This window comes from Dolosigranulum pigrum ATCC 51524, from assembly GCF_000245815.1.
In the GTDB taxonomy this organism is placed as follows: domain Bacteria; phylum Bacillota; class Bacilli; order Lactobacillales; family Carnobacteriaceae_A; genus Dolosigranulum; species Dolosigranulum pigrum.
The window spans coordinates 871,966-887,115 of the sequence record NZ_JH601103.1 but is presented as its reverse complement, the minus strand read 5'-3'; the positions used below and the strand labels follow the sequence as shown (position 1 = coordinate 887,115).

Genomic DNA, 15,150 nt, shown 5'->3' with positions numbered 1-15,150 from the left:
CTACAACTCTACCTCGCAGTACTCAACACTAATTTGTTAAGCCTCTGCTTTTACTAATACACCTTGTTCTACTAAATCATCAAGTACATATTCAGCGAACTCACGTGCTTCTTGTCGATCATCTTTTTTATATAAATCAATCTTTCGCAGACCGCTCTGAGTAACCGCATTAATCGTTAATTCTGAAAAATCTTTACTCACAGAAATTTTTAATTTAGGTGCTGACTGATCGTGCCCACGTGGAGATAACACCCGCTCATATTGAAAATTACCTCGTGGTGTTTGTTCAAAAAAGTTATCCAACATAGTATAACGCTTAGCCTCGTCGCTGACCGCATACTTCACTGTACTTCCTAATAGACCTGATTGATTGGATCGCATCGCTATCACTCCTGTATTTACTTTCGCAACTTTTCAATCGCTTGTTTCACTTTTACCGCAACTTGTTCAAGTTGTGCTATCGTTGTCTGCGCTCCGATACTAAAACGCAAACTCTCTGTTACTTGTGGACTATCTTCGCCAAACATTGCTATCAAAACATGGCTTGGATCCGTGTTACCTGCTGTACAAGCACTCCCGGCAGCGACTTCTACCCCCATCAAATCCAGTTGAATCAATAATTTTTCGGCAAGAATTCCTGGAAATTGTAAGTTACAAATATGAGGTAATGATTGCTGAATGTCGCTCGCCCCATTAATTGAAAAAGAGACACCATTCTTATTTAACTGCTCTAAAAAATAGGCCATTAATTTACGATATTGCTTGGATTGTTTTACCGGTGCATGAGCTAAGACAGCTTGTTTAAAAGCAATAGCTCCCGGTACATTTTGGGTCCCAGCGCGTCGCTTCAATTCTTGATTCCCACCTAACAACAAGCGAATTCCTTTTAAATGCGGGCGTGCATATAAAAATCCCATTCCTTTCGGCCCACCAATTTTGTGGGCTGAGACAGATAGTAGATCAACTCCTAGCTGATTAACATCTAACGTTTGTGTACCGTATGCTTGAACAGCATCGGTATGAAAAATCGCTTGATGCTCTGCCAAGATTTGCCCAATAGCTTCAATTGGATTGATAGCGCCAGTTTCATTGTTTCCATACATAATCGAAACAAGAATGGTCTCATCAGTCAAGGCCTTCGCTACCTGCTCAGCTGTTACATGGCCATATTCATTAACAGGTAAATAAGTGACCGTAAACCCTTGTTGTTCCAAGTATTGCATTGGCTCCAACACGGCTTTATGCTCCACAGCTGTTGTGATAATATGACGACCATTTGCTTTATATGATTCTGCTACTTTCAAGATGGCTGTATTATCACTCTCTGTTCCACCACTTGTGAAAATAATATCATCCTGTTCAGCTCCAATGCTCTTAGCCAATACACTTCGCACTTGCATTAATTCATACTGAGCATCACGACCGCTTGTATAAATGCTCGACGCATTACCAAAATATTGCTGCATCCCTTTAGAATAAGCCTCTATGGTCTCCTGAGACATCGGGGCTGTTGCTGCATAATCTAAATAAATTCGCTCCACATGATCACCTTTCTGTATTAGTTCCTGCGCTTGGGTAGTTCCGGGAATAATAAGTTCAACACATCTTGTGTCACTCGTCTTCCTTTTCCTTTATAAACATAAGCATGCATATTCATGGCCGGATTATAATTCATCTCAATCAACGTATAACCTGGTTTCATGTGAGTAGATGGTTGTTTAATATCCGGAATAATTAAGTCAATACCTGTTATCTGAACGTCTATTGTTCGAGTCATTGCTTCAGCTATGCGTTTATAGGATGGATCGACGTCATCAGTCACATCGATCGAGTCTCCACCCGTTGAGATATTTGTATTTGCTCGCAACAAGACACGTTGATCTTTACCCGGTATGCTTTCAAAGGTTAAGCCTTGTTCTTTCAGTACCATGCGTTCAATTTGACCACACTCAATTTTTGTCAGGGGGGCGCGATGTTCCTCGCCACGTAATGGATCTTGATTTTTAGCTGCTATTAACTCGGCAACCGTTCGTTTCCCATCCCCTATTACATTAGCTGGTTGCCGTAACAATACCGCCCGACAAACTCCACCGATTACAAGAAACCGATATTCCGTACCAGCAATATAATCTTCAATTAAAACCGTCTCATCTTCTGCCAAAGCAATTTCTAATGCTTCCTTATAAGAACTCTCTGACATTCCTTGTTTAAAAATTGAAATCCCGACACCGTAATTAGTTGATTTAGGCTTGATAACAGTTGGCTTGTCAGCAAATCGTGGGTAATTTGCCATAGCTTCTGTGAGACTTCGATACTCAGCGCCACCTGGGACCTTAAAACCAGCTCTGGCCAAAATACGTTTGGTCGCTGTCTTATTTGACATTAAGAAATGACTGATCGTTGAGTCAAGGCGTGTCATATTCCCATTGCGCACATATTCAATATGATCAGCTACCGATAATTTCAATAGTTGATCCTGTCGATCAATAAATTCAACCCGGATTCCTCGTTCAATCGCATCACTCATTAATAATTGCGTGGACATTTCCAAATCATCAAACCCACGTAAACGATACGGTTCCGCTGTGGATAACTGCTTATATTTTTGAGCCAGTAATTGACCGAATTCTATATAAGAACTTTTTTCTATTTCATGCACTATTTGGGCAGCATACGTTTTAGTCGGGTCCATTAAGGCTGATTGGACAAATGCAATCTCAGCTTGTGCTTTATCGTTGGCTTCAACAAATTCAGCTACTTCTATCATCTTTTCCAATAAATGTAAACCTTCTGCCTGGAATGCAGTCTCAGCGAACGGATGCTCTGAAGCAACCTGTTCATTCATTGTCATCCCACGTTCAATATCTGCTTCCGATGCATCCTCATCAAGCCATACGAGCATCATAAAAAACAGACGGAAAAACTCAGCTTGTTGACGCGATAAGCCGAACTGATCGAATGGATTCACATCAATAGAACGGAACTCGACATATTTAATGCCGCGTTCCATGAGATCTTTCGTATATTTGCCATGCCCTTTTAGACGAGCATTGCCATAATATTCACGCTCTTCACTAATTTTTTTATCTTTAACTAGCTGCTGAATGACCGTACTATAATCAGCTACTGACGTTAACGGCACCCGTACATCAGAAAAGTTATTATAGCCATACGAACTATTGCGCAAGCTTCTAACATACTGATCCGGCGGTGTCTGCCCATGCTTCTTGCTTGTATAAAAAGACTCATCTGCCACAGGTGATGCACCGTACACATAGGTTATTAGCCAATGATAGCGCAAAAAATTACGCGTTAATTTCAGATAAAGCGCATTTTTAAAGGAAATCAACTCACTATACTCAGTCTGTTCTTCAAACAATCGTGTAACAAACTGCTCAGAAAAGGAAAAATTAAAGTGAATCCCACTAATCATTTGAAGTTTTTTGCCATAATGATTAGCTAAATATTCACGATACGCAATCTCTTCTTGCTCCGGCACATCAATAATCGGAATATCTGCTTCATCTGGTAATAAGCACGGCATACTAAACGGCCACAAATATTCATCCGCATTCATTGCTTGGATATACACATCATGAAGTGCCGCTAACCAATCAAATGTCCGGTCTAAACAACTACAACTCGGCGGCGTAACGAATTCAGGTTGTGACTCACTAAAGTCTGTCAATAAATAAGGATGACTTGCTCGTGGTCCGATTGAGGAAGGAACCTTCGTAAGTGCTAATGTAGCATCTTCCTGTACCCGGAGAGACTCTCGTTCAATACCTAAACAACACCGCTGAAACTCTCGTCCTAAATTATTTTGTGTAATTAATGCTTGCATCTTCATAACTTTTCCCACCTTAATTTCCCCAGTCATTCCTTTTCTGAAACTCCAACTCATTATACCACTTAACATCAATTAATATCAACAATCCAAACAATGAGTCTGTACTAGTCTTTATATGTAGCGAAGAGGAAGTAAAAGTTATCGATCAAGCCGTCACTCTTACTTCCTCACAAAACATATGTTCACTAAAATAGCGTGTTGTTTATACTAAGCCTTGTGTTTCCATTGCTTTTAATACTTTTTCGGCTCCAGCAATGTTCGCTCCGAGACTTAGATTCCCAGGTTCGCCATATTCTTCCGCTGTTTCACTACATTTTTGGTAAATGGTTGCCATAATATCTTGGAGACGTTGATCCACTTCATCAAAGTCCCATTGCAGACGTTGCGCATTTTGGGCCATCTCTAGTGCTGACACAGCAACCCCACCAGCATTAGCTGCTTTACCTGGACCGTAAAGAATTTCTTGCTCAGCCAAGACTTCTAGTCCTTCATCATTAACCGGCATATTAGCACCTTCCATGACATACGTAACGCCCGCTTCAACTAGATTTTTAGCCAATGACCCATCAATCTCGTTCTGGGTTGCGCACGGAAGCGCAATATCGTATGAAGCATCAATCGTCCATACTGATTCATCTGTGTGATAGGTAGCAGAAGAATGTTCTTCAATATATTCAGCTAGAGAGCCTCCTCGTTCTTTAATCGCGATGACTAACTCCTCATCAATACCTGATTCATCGCGAATATAACCACCTCGATCAGAACAAGCAAGGACCTTAGCACCTAAATCTTTGGCTTTTTTCATCGCATATTGTGCCACGTTCCCACTACCAGAGACCACGATTGTCTTGCCTTCTAAGCTATCCCCGCGATCTTCCACGGCATTCTGAAGGAAATATACTAAACCATAACCAGTCGCTTCAGTTCGGGCATAGCTTCCCCACATTTCAAGCGGTTTACCCGTTAGTGTGCCTGAATCATATTGTTGCAATCGTTTATATTGACCAAATAAATAACCAATCTCACGGCCACCCACACCAATATCTCCTGCCGGTACATCCGTAGTGGGCCCGATATGTTTGCTCAATTCGGTCATAAAGCTTTGGCAAAAGCGCATAATCTCTGCATCTGATTTTCCTTTCGGGTTAAAATTACTTCCCCCTTTTCCGCCACCAATCGGCAAGCCTGTTAAGCTGTTTTTGAAGATTTGCTCAAAACCTAAGAACTTAATAATACTTTCATTAACAGATGGATCAAAGCGCAACCCACCTTTATACGGTCCAAGCGCCGAGTTAAACTGAACACGCATCCCTGTATTAACGTGCCATTTCCCGGCATCATCTTGCCACGGCACACGAAACTTCACGACACGCTCTGGTTCCACCAATAGTTCAAATAAATTATGTTCAATTACTTCGGGATGCTTATCAACAAATTTTTCCAGCGATCGAAGAACCTCTTTTGTTGCTTGTTGGAACTCTACCATATCTGGATATTGTTTGTTTAATCGATTCAATACGCCATCGATGTACTGTTTGCTTGCTTGACCCATGTATATCACCTTTCTTTTCTCATCACTTTTTTTGCGTTTTGTTACAATTTTTTATTATAGCATAATTTATCAAATTATACCTGCTTAATCACTTCACGGACTAACTCAGCTGATTTTTTACCCACTTTTTCGATAAATTCATCAAATGAAATAGACGCTTCTTCATCCCCCAAATCACTGATCGCACGGATGACAACGAAAGGCACATCAAATTGCCAACAACATTGGGCGATTGCAGCACCTTCCATTTCTACAGCTAATGCATTGGGGAAATGTCCGATAATCGCTTGACGCCGCTCCTGACTAGAAATAAATGAATCGCCAGATAAAACTTCTCCGGCTTGGGCTGACCAGCTCAATGATTCAGCTGCTTGTTTTACTTTTGCTTGCAGTAAGTTATCAGCCGGATAATAGAGTGGCATGCCCGGTACTTGACCATAAGCATAATCGAATGCACGTGCATCCGCATCATGATAAGCCAATTGTGTGGAAACAACCAAGTCTCCAACCGCTAAATGAGTCCCAATTCCACCCGCTGATCCTGTATTAATCACATGCGTCACCCCTAGGCGTTCAATTAATAGAGTGGTGGCAATGGTAGCATTCACTTTGCCGATTCCCGACTGAATTAACACGACTTCTTTCCCTGCAATCGTTCCTTCATAGATAAGTTGGTTCGCTACTTCCTGCGTTCGCTGATTTTCTAAACTCTCAACTAAGCTTCTAACTTCTGGTTCCATCGCAGCAATAATTCCTAATTTCAATGCATTCACTCCTAAATATAAAATGTAAATAACAACACAATAACTAATGCAATAAAGACAGCAATAATCGCTAATGTTAACCGTTTTTCAACAGCTCGATAGCGTTCCTTTTCTTCATAACGGCTCTTGTTAGTCTGACCTTTCTTCGCCAAGCGCCGTTCTTCCCGCCAATCACGCCACCGCTCTAACAAACTTTTTTTAGCCATTATACGTCCCCTTTTTTCTCTAACTGTTTCATTTTCCAATAAAATAAAGCAAATACCGTCTTCGAATCACAAATTCTGCCCGACTCCATTAACTCCCAAGCTTCCTCAAACGTCAATGTCATCACCCGTAAATTCTCATCTTCATCTTGCGCCAACGGATTATCTACTGCCACCAGCTCACTCGCTTCAAAAATCGTCAATTTTTCATTACAAAAACCCGGTGTATTATAAAAACTTGTCACTTCTGACCAATTTTTTGCTTGATAAGCCGTCTCTTCTTCTAATTCACGTTGGGCCGCCTCCAGAGGGGTTTCGCCCTTATCAATTAACCCCGCCGGAATTTCTATACTTGTTCGTTCTAAGGGTTTTCGGAATTGCTCTACACAAAGTAACTTCCCATCAACGAAGGCTATAACCGCTGAGGCATCATCATGCAAGACAATTTCTCGCGTCACTCGTCTGCCATCCGGTAATTCAACTGTTTTTACTACATATTCAGTAATATTTCCTTTATAAATAGATGTTTCTTCAATTGTTCTCTCCTCAAAGTTCACCAATCATCGCTCCTTTTTTTCTTATCATACCATAGACATGACACAATTGCATAAATCATTCCTAAGTCCTATAGGTTCGCACGGATACCTATGCTATAATAAGGTCAAAGACTATCTAGGAGGAACAACGATGAACCGATTTTTTAATAATAAATTTGCTCGCTTAATTGGTATCTTTATTGTCGTTATGATGATTATCACAATGGTAGAGGACGTAGTAGAGGACACAGTGGAGGGGTTTGGTTATTATCATCCCCTTTATTCAGCAGACATTATAAAGACGATGGGCGTGATTATAGTAATCTTAGTGGGAATGATTATTGCCGGCACTATTTATATTTATCGCCGAAAAAACTCCTCAAAAACAGCTGAAAAAATGCCCCCACTGACCACTGAGAAGCAAGCTTTTTATCAAGCAAAAGGCTTAACGAAAGAAGATATGGCCTTCTTCCGTCATACCATGCAAACAACAAAAGAAACGATTCAACACATTGACACCACCATGGAAAAAGCCTCAAAACTCCAAGCAATCGAAAAACGCAACCGAACAATAACTACTTTGAAAGCTTTCTTCCAAGATATTACAACACAACCCGAACGACTACATGAAGTTGATCAGTTCTTGTACGTTCACTTACCGGCTCTAGATGATCTAACCCAAAAATATATCAAAGTTGACGCACACAAACCAAAAAGTAAAGCTACCTTGGATATTTTACACAAATCAGCTGAAACAATCGACATGATTTGCCAAAAAATAAATGATGAATATGAAACATTCCACCAAGGTAATGTCAATCACTTAACAACAACTATTGAACTGACGGAAGATTCATTAGATAATCCCTCTAACTTATTTTAATTATTGACGAAAGGACGATGAGAATGACTAAACAACATTCATCAACACATTTAAATGACTTAATTGCCAATCCATTTAGCACGAAAGAAGCGACTGATGCCACAAAGACACCCGCTAAACAAGATAACTCTCCAGTGCTCTCCAAAAAAACTTATGATAACTTATCAAAAGATAATCAACACCATGCACAAGAAATTGCCCAAAAATTAACCAATACAGATTATGAATCGGTTATGCACTACGGCGCTGCTGCCCAAGAAAAAATTGGCGAGTTCTCCCATGCAGTTCTAAAACATGTTCAAACGCAAGAAACAGGACACATCGGCGAAACCTTAAATGACTTAATGTATCAACTCCAATCTGCTGATCCGGACGAACTAAAAGCCGAAGATGCTAATATCTTCAAAAAAATATTCGGCAAAATTAACCGATCTATCTATGAAACTACCGCAAAATACCAAAAAATTGGTGCCCAAGTGGATAAAATTGCCGGTAAATTAACCGTCGAAAAAGATGCCCTACTCAAAAATAATCAAATGTTAGCTGACTTATATGACCAAAACTTAGAATTCTATGATGCCTTAAATATTTATATTGCTGCGGGAGAATTACGCTTGGAAGAATTACAAGAAGACGTCATTCCTTCCTTGACTGAACAGGCTCAACAAAGCGATAATCAAATGCTTGTCCAAGAAGTCAATGACCTGCATCAATTCCAAAGTCGTCTAGAAAAACGTGTCCATGATTTAAAAATTGCACGACAACTAACGATTCAACAAGCACCACAAATTCGACTCATCCAAAATACGAACCAAGAATTAGCTGAAAAAATCCAAACATCCATCAATACCGCTATTCCGTTATGGAAAAATCAAGTCGTTATTGCACTGACATTACTGCGTCAGAAAGAAGCCAGCACTGCTCAACGACAAGTATCTGAAACAACTAATGACATGCTGAAGAAAAACTCTGAGTTATTGAAACAATCCAGCATCGAAACCGCACGCGAAAACGAACGCGGTATTGTCGATATTGAAACCTTACAACATACTCAAGCTAACTTGATCGAAACTCTAGAAGAAACCTTACAAATTCAACAAGAAGGTCGCCAAAAACGTCAAGCTATTGAAACTGAACTACACGCCATGGAAAACAGCTTACGTAACCAACTACTGACCTTATCAGAAGACTAATATCTTGCAGAATAAAAATCAGTTTAATCTTAAAATTGACATTTATTGTTAATAAGTTTATAATGAATTGTACACCATTTATTTAGAAAAGGAGATGTGTATTATGATTGGTTTACTCTTATCGTTAATCGTCGGTGGTATCTTAGGTGCATTAGCTCAAAGTCTTATGAAAAAAGATGTACCCGGTGGAATTTTTGGTAATATCGTTATCGGATTTATCGGTTCATGGCTTGGTGGATCATTATTAGGATCATTCGGTCCAACTTTTAGTGGCTTTGCCATTATTCCAGCCATTATTGGAGCAGCTCTTGTTGTCTTCATTTACGACTTAATCTTTTAATAGCTATTAAAAAGCTAGCGAAAATAATCGCTAGCTTTTTTTGATGCCAAAATAGAGACTTTCGACATAACCGTTCTTGATTTTTCACCCCATTTCTATCATAATGGAAGGAAAGTTAACATATCGGAGTGAAGTATTATGTTTTTTAGAATTACTGTTAGTATCATCCATTTCTTATTGTGGATTTTTAATGGCACCATTGATGTGCAAGGTAAAGAGCACTTGCCTGAAGATGATACATACGTCCTGATTGCCCCGCACCGTAGTCTACTGGATCCAGTTTTTATCGTTATCGCTGCTGCTCCACGTGAATTTACTGTTATGGCTAAAGCTGAACTCTTCGAAAATGCTCTATTTGGTTGGTTTATTCGCAAGCTCAATGCTTTTCCTGTTGACCGTGAGAATCCAGGGCCGAGTGCAATAAAAACACCGGTGAAAGCTCTAAAAAATACGAACAAGAGTTTTTTAATTTTTCCGTCGGGCACCCGACACTCAACTGATTTAAAAGGTGGTGCAGTGACCATTGCCAAGATGAGCAAGAAGCCAATTGTTCCCGCTTATTATGACGGCCCTCTTACCTTTAAAGAGCTTTTCTTACGTAAAAAAGCACGTGTTCGCTTCGGGCAACCCTTCATCGTCGAGCGTAAACTGGATGGCGTCAAGGATATCACAGCTCATTACAATGACCATATCCAAGCTGCTTTTGACCAGCTAGCACAAGATATTCAACCAAAAAAATAAGAGAAAGCCGCCAAGCTCTCTCCTACTTCTATCTCACGTATTATTTTTTCTTAGATTGGTGCTTCATCTGATTGAGAATTTGTTGAATTTTCTTCTCAGACGGCTTCTGTCCCATCGATAGCATCATCATGCGTAACATATCAGCATCGATCGGTGGATTCTCTTGGAAATAATTCATCATATATTTCCGCGCTAAGAAAAAGCCGCCGATTCCGCCACCAATTAGCGCAAGAATAATTAACAAAATCGCTAACCATAAACTCATTCTACCATTCCTTTCATCATAAGCTACATTACTAGTTTACAATAAGTGTGAGAAAAAATAAAGGCACTGCTGAAACATTGCAGTGCCTTTTTTGATTAATCCAAGTTCCTGAATGAATGCTTGACTTTAATCTTCATTTAAAGCTAAGAAAGATTGAACCACTTGATCTACAGTGAAGCCATATTTCGCGATAACTTCATCGCCAGGTCCACTCGTTCCGAACTGGTCAATTCCTAAAATCTTACCATCTAAACCAACATAGCGTTCCCAACCAAAGCTTGAACCCATCTCAATCGCGATACGTTTACGAACTTTTGTCGGTAAGACCGTTTCTTTATACGCATCTGATTGCTCATCGAAACGGTTCGTTGCGGGCATAGAGACCACTGAGACATCGACATCATGCTCTTCGCGTAGAACTTCTTGAGCGTTCATTGCCAGTTCAACTTCTGATCCAGTTGCTATTAAAATACCGTCAGGACGATTACCTTGTTGTGGTGACAACACATATCCTCCGCGGTCAACGCCCTCAAAAGCTAACTCTTGTGTTCCCACTAAGTTTGGTACATTTTGGCGAGTAAAGACAAGCATGGTTGGACGATCTGTTGACTCGACAGCTACTTTCCAAGCAGCGGATACTTCATTGGCATCAGCTGGACGAATAACATTGACATTATGCATCGCACGGAAACTTGCTAATTGTTCAACCGGCTCATGCGTTGGCCCGTCTTCCCCAACTGCAATTGAATCATGCGTGAAGACATAAATCGCTGGAATGTGTGATAATGCCGCTAAACGAACAGCTGGACGTAAGTAATCACTGAAAACAAAGAATGTTCCCGCATATGACTTCGTTCCTCCATGCAGAATAATACCGTTTAAGGCACTTGCCATCGCATGTTCACGTACACCATACCAAATATTTTTGCCAGCATAATTATCTGGACCAAAGTCTCCCGCCGCTTTAATCATGGTCTTGTTTGAGCCAGATAAATCAGCTGATCCTCCCCACAGACTAGGAACTGCATCAGCTAATGCATTAATTACTTCATTGTTGCTGGCACGCGTTGCTAATCCTTTCTCATCAGGGCTGTAAGATGGCAATTTACTCTCTAAGTCAGCAGGCAATTCCCCTTTAATAGCTTCGTCGAATTGGTTCGCACGCTCAGCATCTTCCTTACGGTAATCTGCCAATAATTCCTGCCAGTTAGCTTCTGCTTCTTGACCGGCTTGAGCCAATACATCACGGAAATGTTCATACACTTCAGCCGGTACATGGAATGATTCCTCATATTCCCAGCCGAGCGCTTCTTTTGTTTCCTTAATCTGCTCTTGATCCAGAGGTGCTCCATGTACATCACTCGTTCCCGCAAGTGGTGAACCAGCACCAATTACTGTTTTCAATTCAATAATCGATGGCTTATTAGATTGTTTAGCTTGTTCAATCGCTTGATCGATCGCTTCTAAGTTCATTCCATCTTCTACGTAAATATGCTCCCAACCAGCTGATTTAAAGCGACCTTCAATATCTTCTGATACTGCTTTATTGGTTGGTCCATCCAATTGAATATCATTCGAGTCAAATAAAACAATTAGTTTGTCTAACTGCAAGTGCCCGGCCAAGCTCATCGCTTCATAAGAAATCCCTTCCTGCAAGTCACCATCACCCACTAAAGCATAAGTGTAGTGATCAACAACAGCATGCTTGTCAGTATTGTACGTCGCTGCTAAGTGTGCTTCTGCCATCGCAAAACCAACTGCATTCGCCAAGCCTTGACCTAATGGACCCGTCGTTGTCTCAACTCCTTCAGTCTCATGAACTTCTGGGTGACCTGGTGTTTTTGAGCCCAATTGACGGAAATTCTTCAAGTCATCAATCGATACATCATAGCCAGCTAAGTGAAGCATACTGTAGAGTAAAGCAGAACCATGACCAGCTGACAAAATAAAACGATCGCGATCAAACCACTGACTATTTTTTGGATTAATTTTCAAATGATTTTTCCACAGCACATAAGTCATCGGTGCGGCACCAAGAGGCAAACCTGGGTGACCCGAATTAGCCTCTGCTACTGCTTCAATACTTAAAAAACGTAATGTATTAACTGCTAACTGATCTACTTCATTAAACATATATCTCTCTCCTTATTTATCTTCTGATATCACAATTTGACCATCTTTATCGCGTAAACCGCTCTCTTGTTGTGCCTGTCTAATCTTATCTGGCGTCACATCTTCTCCATCATTGTTAACGAACTGAATCCCTTCTAATTGTGACTTCAATCCTTCACGGAATGATTTTAAATACTGCTTACGCAATGATTCTTGCTCATTCTTTTCCTCACTAGTTAATCCTTCATCTGTCCGCTCTTTACGCGCTAACTCATTAATACGATCAAGTTTATCTCGTTCGATCATCTTGTTTAAATACCTCCTAAAAATCTCAACGTGCCTCTTCATTTTAACATGATCTTGTAAAAAATTATAGTGACAGGCTTCTAATAAATCCCCAAACAAAGATAATTTGCAATACTTCTTCAATTCATTTTCCGAACAAATGTTTGAGGTTAGCTTTGATTTATGGTAAACTGAATAGGAATAGAGATTACACGGAAAGGACTGGGGATGATGGGTAAGCGTGGTCGAACAGGCGTTAAACAACTTGAAATTTTAGAATATATTTATCAAACAATTGAGGAGAATGGTTATCCACCAACTGTACGTGAAATTGGTGATGCAACGGAACTCTCCTCAACTGCTACTGTTTACGGACATCTCAAACGTTTAGCTGACAAAGGGTTCATTAATCGTGGAAGCTCTAAAATGCGAGCTATTGAAGTGACCACGCAGGGACTAAAAGAGCTAGATATTTCCCCTTATGAAGATGAATTAATACCATTATTAGGAACGGTTTCTGCCGGAGAGCCTATCTTAGCTTATGAAGAGGCCACTGATTATTTCCCGTTACCGACAGACTTAGAGTTGGACAAAGGGCAACTCTTCATGCTAACTATTAGTGGTAATAGTATGATTGAGGCTGGAATTTTTGATGGCGATCAAGTTATCGTACGACAGCAAAATACCGCTAATAATGGTGATATCGTGATTGCCATGACGGATGAAGATGAAGCAACATGCAAACGATTCTATAAAGAAGCTAATCATATCCGACTCCATCCAGAAAATGAACTGTTAGATGATATTATTTTAGACCAAGTGACCATTTTAGGTCGTGTAGTTTCACTCTACAGAAGCCAAGTATTTTAATCTAGCAGCCGTATTCGGTATAATGTAGTTATAAGAATTGAAGGAGGAATTTTTGATGAATAATGTTAGTCCAGAACAATTTTTACAGTTAGCTGAGGATTTTAAAGAAGTTACACCATCTGAAGCGGATCGTGTTTTGCAAGAGGGCGATGAAAAACCAGTAGTTGTTTTCTTTGGTCGTGAAACATGCCCATATTGTCGTAAATTTATTCCAAAATTACACAATGTGACACAAAAACATGATATACTTGTTCATTTCGTTCACAGTGGTCACCCTGATTATCAAGAGGAGATTGCTCAAGTGCGAGATAAATATGATGTTCCAACTGTGCCTGGCTTAATCGTACGCACTGGAGACAACATTGCGGTTCGTTGCGATAGCTCATTAAGTGAAGATGCCATTGCAACATTACTTCAAGTATAAATCCGTCCTAGATGAACTAAAGAGACCACATCAAGTGTGATGTGGTCTCTTTTTTTACTTTTTAGCAGTATATTTTTTTACTTCCGGTATGACTTTTTCTCCTATTAAATCGATGGTTCGTCTAATTTCATCAAAGGTCACCCCACCGAAATCAATCTGCCCAACAAATCGCTGGTGACCCAGTTCTTCATGTTGTTTTAGTAATTTATCAACAACTAGTGATGGTGAACCTACGTTGATTAAACTATCAACAGACTGAGCATGTTCAAAATCAACACTCTCATAAATATCCGTCTGTAACCGATCATATCCAGCTGAAATATAATGCTGATAGTTTTTAGTGGCTTGCTGACTACCTGGCCCTACATACAAATACCCTGCTGTTGCAATTGGCATGTCATCAGGTTGATATCCAGCATTAGACAATTCTTCCCGATAAACATTAAGATACGCTTTCATGGTATCCAAGTCTCTATCTAATTGCGCACAGTATATGGGTACTCCCATCTGAGCAGCTTCTCGAAGTGAATTGACCGATCCACGCACCGCTCGATATATAGGTAATTGTTCTTGATTATAAGGGCGCGGCAGAATCAATTGATCTTCCAGTGGTGGACGGAATTCCCCTGTCCAATTAACTACTTCCTGGTGATTGAGAGCTAAAAGCAACTGAAATTTTTCATCAAATAACTCTTCATAATCATCTAGAGAGTAGCCCAACAGCTTAAATAAACCTAAACGCTGAGAACGGCCACAGACAAGCTCCATACGACCATTAGAAATTAAATCAATGGTTGCTGCATCCTCAAAGACTCTAACAGGATCCGCTACGCCAATAATTGTTGCCCCTGTTGATAACTTAATCTGATTGGTTGTTGCAGCAATACTGGCTAAAATCGTCATCTGCGACTGTGATAAAAAATGCTTCTGGTGAGCTTCACCTACTTGAAATATATCCAAGCCTGCCTGTTCAGCAAGTTGACCCATCTGAATGATTTGTTGAATGCGCTCTGATGGTGTTTGGCACTTTTTTGTTGTTGGATGTGGCAAATAATCACCGGATGTAAACAGACCTAGCTCTAATCCATTTGTCTTATGAATTCGTTGTTTATTATACATTGTTTGCTTCATA

At 40.2% G+C, this 15,150-nt stretch carries 17 protein-coding genes; 6 read left to right on the top strand and 11 right to left on the bottom strand.

Features of this window, described 5'->3' with window-relative positions:
- Positions 1-36: 36 nt before the first annotated feature.
- From HMPREF9703_RS04065 to HMPREF9703_RS04035, 7 genes are all read right to left on the bottom strand, one after another.
- Entirely contained in the window at positions 37-381 is a 345-nt protein-coding gene (locus HMPREF9703_RS04065) for a hypothetical protein (protein WP_004635839.1), read from the bottom strand.
- Positions 382-398: 17 nt separating this feature from the next.
- A complete protein-coding gene (locus HMPREF9703_RS04060) occupies positions 399-1,541 on the bottom strand; it encodes a cysteine desulfurase family protein (RefSeq protein ID WP_004635837.1) in 1,143 nt (380 codons plus the stop codon).
- Between the two features lie 17 nt (positions 1,542-1,558).
- A complete protein-coding gene (gene gshAB / locus HMPREF9703_RS04055; RefSeq protein ID WP_040376935.1) occupies positions 1,559-3,850 on the bottom strand; it encodes a bifunctional glutamate--cysteine ligase GshA/glutathione synthetase GshB in 2,292 nt (763 codons plus the stop codon).
- A gap of 202 nt (positions 3,851-4,052) precedes the next feature.
- A complete protein-coding gene (gene gdhA, locus HMPREF9703_RS04050) occupies positions 4,053-5,402 on the bottom strand; it encodes an NADP-specific glutamate dehydrogenase (RefSeq protein ID WP_004635833.1) in 1,350 nt (449 codons plus the stop codon).
- A gap of 74 nt (positions 5,403-5,476) precedes the next feature.
- A complete protein-coding gene (locus HMPREF9703_RS04045) occupies positions 5,477-6,166 on the bottom strand; it encodes a 5'-methylthioadenosine/adenosylhomocysteine nucleosidase (protein ID WP_004635831.1) in 690 nt (229 codons plus the stop codon).
- Positions 6,167-6,177: 11 nt separating this feature from the next.
- Entirely contained in the window at positions 6,178-6,372 is a 195-nt protein-coding gene (locus HMPREF9703_RS04040) for a hypothetical protein (RefSeq protein WP_004635829.1), read from the bottom strand.
- Positions 6,372-6,926, bottom strand: coding sequence for an NUDIX hydrolase (locus HMPREF9703_RS04035; RefSeq protein ID WP_004635828.1), 555 nt, complete (start codon positions 6,924-6,926; stop codon positions 6,372-6,374). The genes HMPREF9703_RS04040 and HMPREF9703_RS04035 overlap by 1 nt, the downstream gene beginning before the upstream one ends.
- Positions 6,927-7,056: 130 nt before the next feature.
- On the opposite strand from HMPREF9703_RS04035, the gene HMPREF9703_RS04030 reads away from it, so the two are divergent.
- The 4 genes from HMPREF9703_RS04030 to HMPREF9703_RS04015 all read left to right on the top strand — a co-directional run bounded on the left by HMPREF9703_RS04030 (position 7,057) and on the right by HMPREF9703_RS04015 (position 10,062).
- On the top strand, positions 7,057-7,788 hold the full coding sequence (locus HMPREF9703_RS04030) for a 5-bromo-4-chloroindolyl phosphate hydrolysis family protein (RefSeq protein ID WP_004635825.1): 732 nt from the start codon (positions 7,057-7,059) through the stop codon (positions 7,786-7,788).
- Positions 7,789-7,811: 23 nt separating this feature from the next.
- Positions 7,812-8,981 carry a toxic anion resistance protein gene (locus HMPREF9703_RS04025; RefSeq protein WP_004635823.1) on the top strand — a complete coding sequence of 390 codons (1,170 nt, stop codon included), beginning with the start codon at positions 7,812-7,814 and terminating at the stop codon, positions 8,979-8,981.
- 103 nt (positions 8,982-9,084) lie between these two features.
- Entirely contained in the window at positions 9,085-9,321 is a 237-nt protein-coding gene (locus HMPREF9703_RS04020) for a GlsB/YeaQ/YmgE family stress response membrane protein (protein ID WP_004635821.1), read from the top strand.
- 138 nt (positions 9,322-9,459) lie between these two features.
- Positions 9,460-10,062, top strand: a complete 603-nt coding sequence (locus tag HMPREF9703_RS04015; RefSeq protein ID WP_004635819.1) for a lysophospholipid acyltransferase family protein — start codon at positions 9,460-9,462, stop codon at positions 10,060-10,062.
- A gap of 40 nt (positions 10,063-10,102) precedes the next feature.
- On the opposite strand, the gene HMPREF9703_RS04010 is transcribed toward HMPREF9703_RS04015, so the two are convergent.
- From HMPREF9703_RS04010 to HMPREF9703_RS04000, 3 genes are all read right to left on the bottom strand, one after another.
- A complete protein-coding gene (locus HMPREF9703_RS04010) occupies positions 10,103-10,327 on the bottom strand; it encodes a YneF family protein (protein ID WP_004635817.1) in 225 nt (74 codons plus the stop codon).
- A gap of 126 nt (positions 10,328-10,453) precedes the next feature.
- Entirely contained in the window at positions 10,454-12,460 is a 2,007-nt protein-coding gene (tkt, locus tag HMPREF9703_RS04005; protein WP_004635815.1) for a transketolase, read from the bottom strand.
- A gap of 12 nt (positions 12,461-12,472) precedes the next feature.
- Positions 12,473-12,745: a DUF896 domain-containing protein gene (locus HMPREF9703_RS04000; RefSeq protein WP_004635814.1), complete on the bottom strand. Its 273-nt coding sequence runs from the start codon at positions 12,743-12,745 to the stop codon at positions 12,473-12,475.
- A gap of 210 nt (positions 12,746-12,955) precedes the next feature.
- Between HMPREF9703_RS04000 and lexA the strand changes: the two genes are divergently transcribed.
- On the top strand, positions 12,956-13,594 hold the full coding sequence (gene lexA, locus HMPREF9703_RS03995) for a transcriptional repressor LexA (RefSeq protein WP_004635811.1): 639 nt from the start codon (positions 12,956-12,958) through the stop codon (positions 13,592-13,594).
- 55 nt (positions 13,595-13,649) lie between these two features.
- Positions 13,650-14,018: a DUF6568 family protein gene (locus tag HMPREF9703_RS03990; protein WP_004635809.1), complete on the top strand. Its 369-nt coding sequence runs from the start codon at positions 13,650-13,652 to the stop codon at positions 14,016-14,018.
- Between the two features lie 54 nt (positions 14,019-14,072).
- Here the strand turns inward: HMPREF9703_RS03990 and HMPREF9703_RS03985 are convergent, their stop codons facing one another.
- Complete coding sequence (locus tag HMPREF9703_RS03985) at positions 14,073-15,149, bottom strand: LLM class flavin-dependent oxidoreductase (protein WP_004635807.1); 1,077 nt, start codon at positions 15,147-15,149, stop codon at positions 14,073-14,075.
- Position 15,150 lies beyond the last annotated feature (1 nt).

Excerpts from the sequence above, each read along its gene's own strand:
- tkt (WP_004635815.1), bottom strand. The coding sequence starts at position 12,460 with ATGTTTAATGAAGTAGATCAGTTAGCAGTTAATACATTACGTTTTTTA.
- HMPREF9703_RS04030 (WP_004635825.1), top strand. The coding sequence starts at position 7,057 with ATGAACCGATTTTTTAATAATAAATTTGCTCGCTTAATTGGTATCTTT.
- HMPREF9703_RS03985 (WP_004635807.1), bottom strand. The coding sequence starts at position 15,149 with ATGAAGCAAACAATGTATAATAAACAACGAATTCATAAGACAAATGGA.
- HMPREF9703_RS03990 (WP_004635809.1), top strand. The coding sequence starts at position 13,650 with ATGAATAATGTTAGTCCAGAACAATTTTTACAGTTAGCTGAGGATTTT.
- HMPREF9703_RS04015 (WP_004635819.1), top strand. The coding sequence starts at position 9,460 with ATGTTTTTTAGAATTACTGTTAGTATCATCCATTTCTTATTGTGGATT.
- gshAB (WP_040376935.1), bottom strand. The coding sequence starts at position 3,850 with ATGAAGATGCAAGCATTAATTACACAAAATAATTTAGGACGAGAGTTT.
- HMPREF9703_RS04010 (WP_004635817.1), bottom strand. The coding sequence starts at position 10,327 with ATGAGTTTATGGTTAGCGATTTTGTTAATTATTCTTGCGCTAATTGGT.
- HMPREF9703_RS04020 (WP_004635821.1), top strand. The coding sequence starts at position 9,085 with ATGATTGGTTTACTCTTATCGTTAATCGTCGGTGGTATCTTAGGTGCA.
- lexA (WP_004635811.1), top strand. The coding sequence starts at position 12,956 with ATGGGTAAGCGTGGTCGAACAGGCGTTAAACAACTTGAAATTTTAGAA.
- gdhA (WP_004635833.1), bottom strand. The coding sequence starts at position 5,402 with ATGGGTCAAGCAAGCAAACAGTACATCGATGGCGTATTGAATCGATTA.
- HMPREF9703_RS04040 (WP_004635829.1), bottom strand. The coding sequence starts at position 6,372 with ATGGCTAAAAAAAGTTTGTTAGAGCGGTGGCGTGATTGGCGGGAAGAA.
- HMPREF9703_RS04025 (WP_004635823.1), top strand. The coding sequence starts at position 7,812 with ATGACTAAACAACATTCATCAACACATTTAAATGACTTAATTGCCAAT.
- HMPREF9703_RS04065 (WP_004635839.1), bottom strand. The coding sequence starts at position 381 with ATGCGATCCAATCAATCAGGTCTATTAGGAAGTACAGTGAAGTATGCG.
- HMPREF9703_RS04000 (WP_004635814.1), bottom strand. The coding sequence starts at position 12,745 with ATGATCGAACGAGATAAACTTGATCGTATTAATGAGTTAGCGCGTAAA.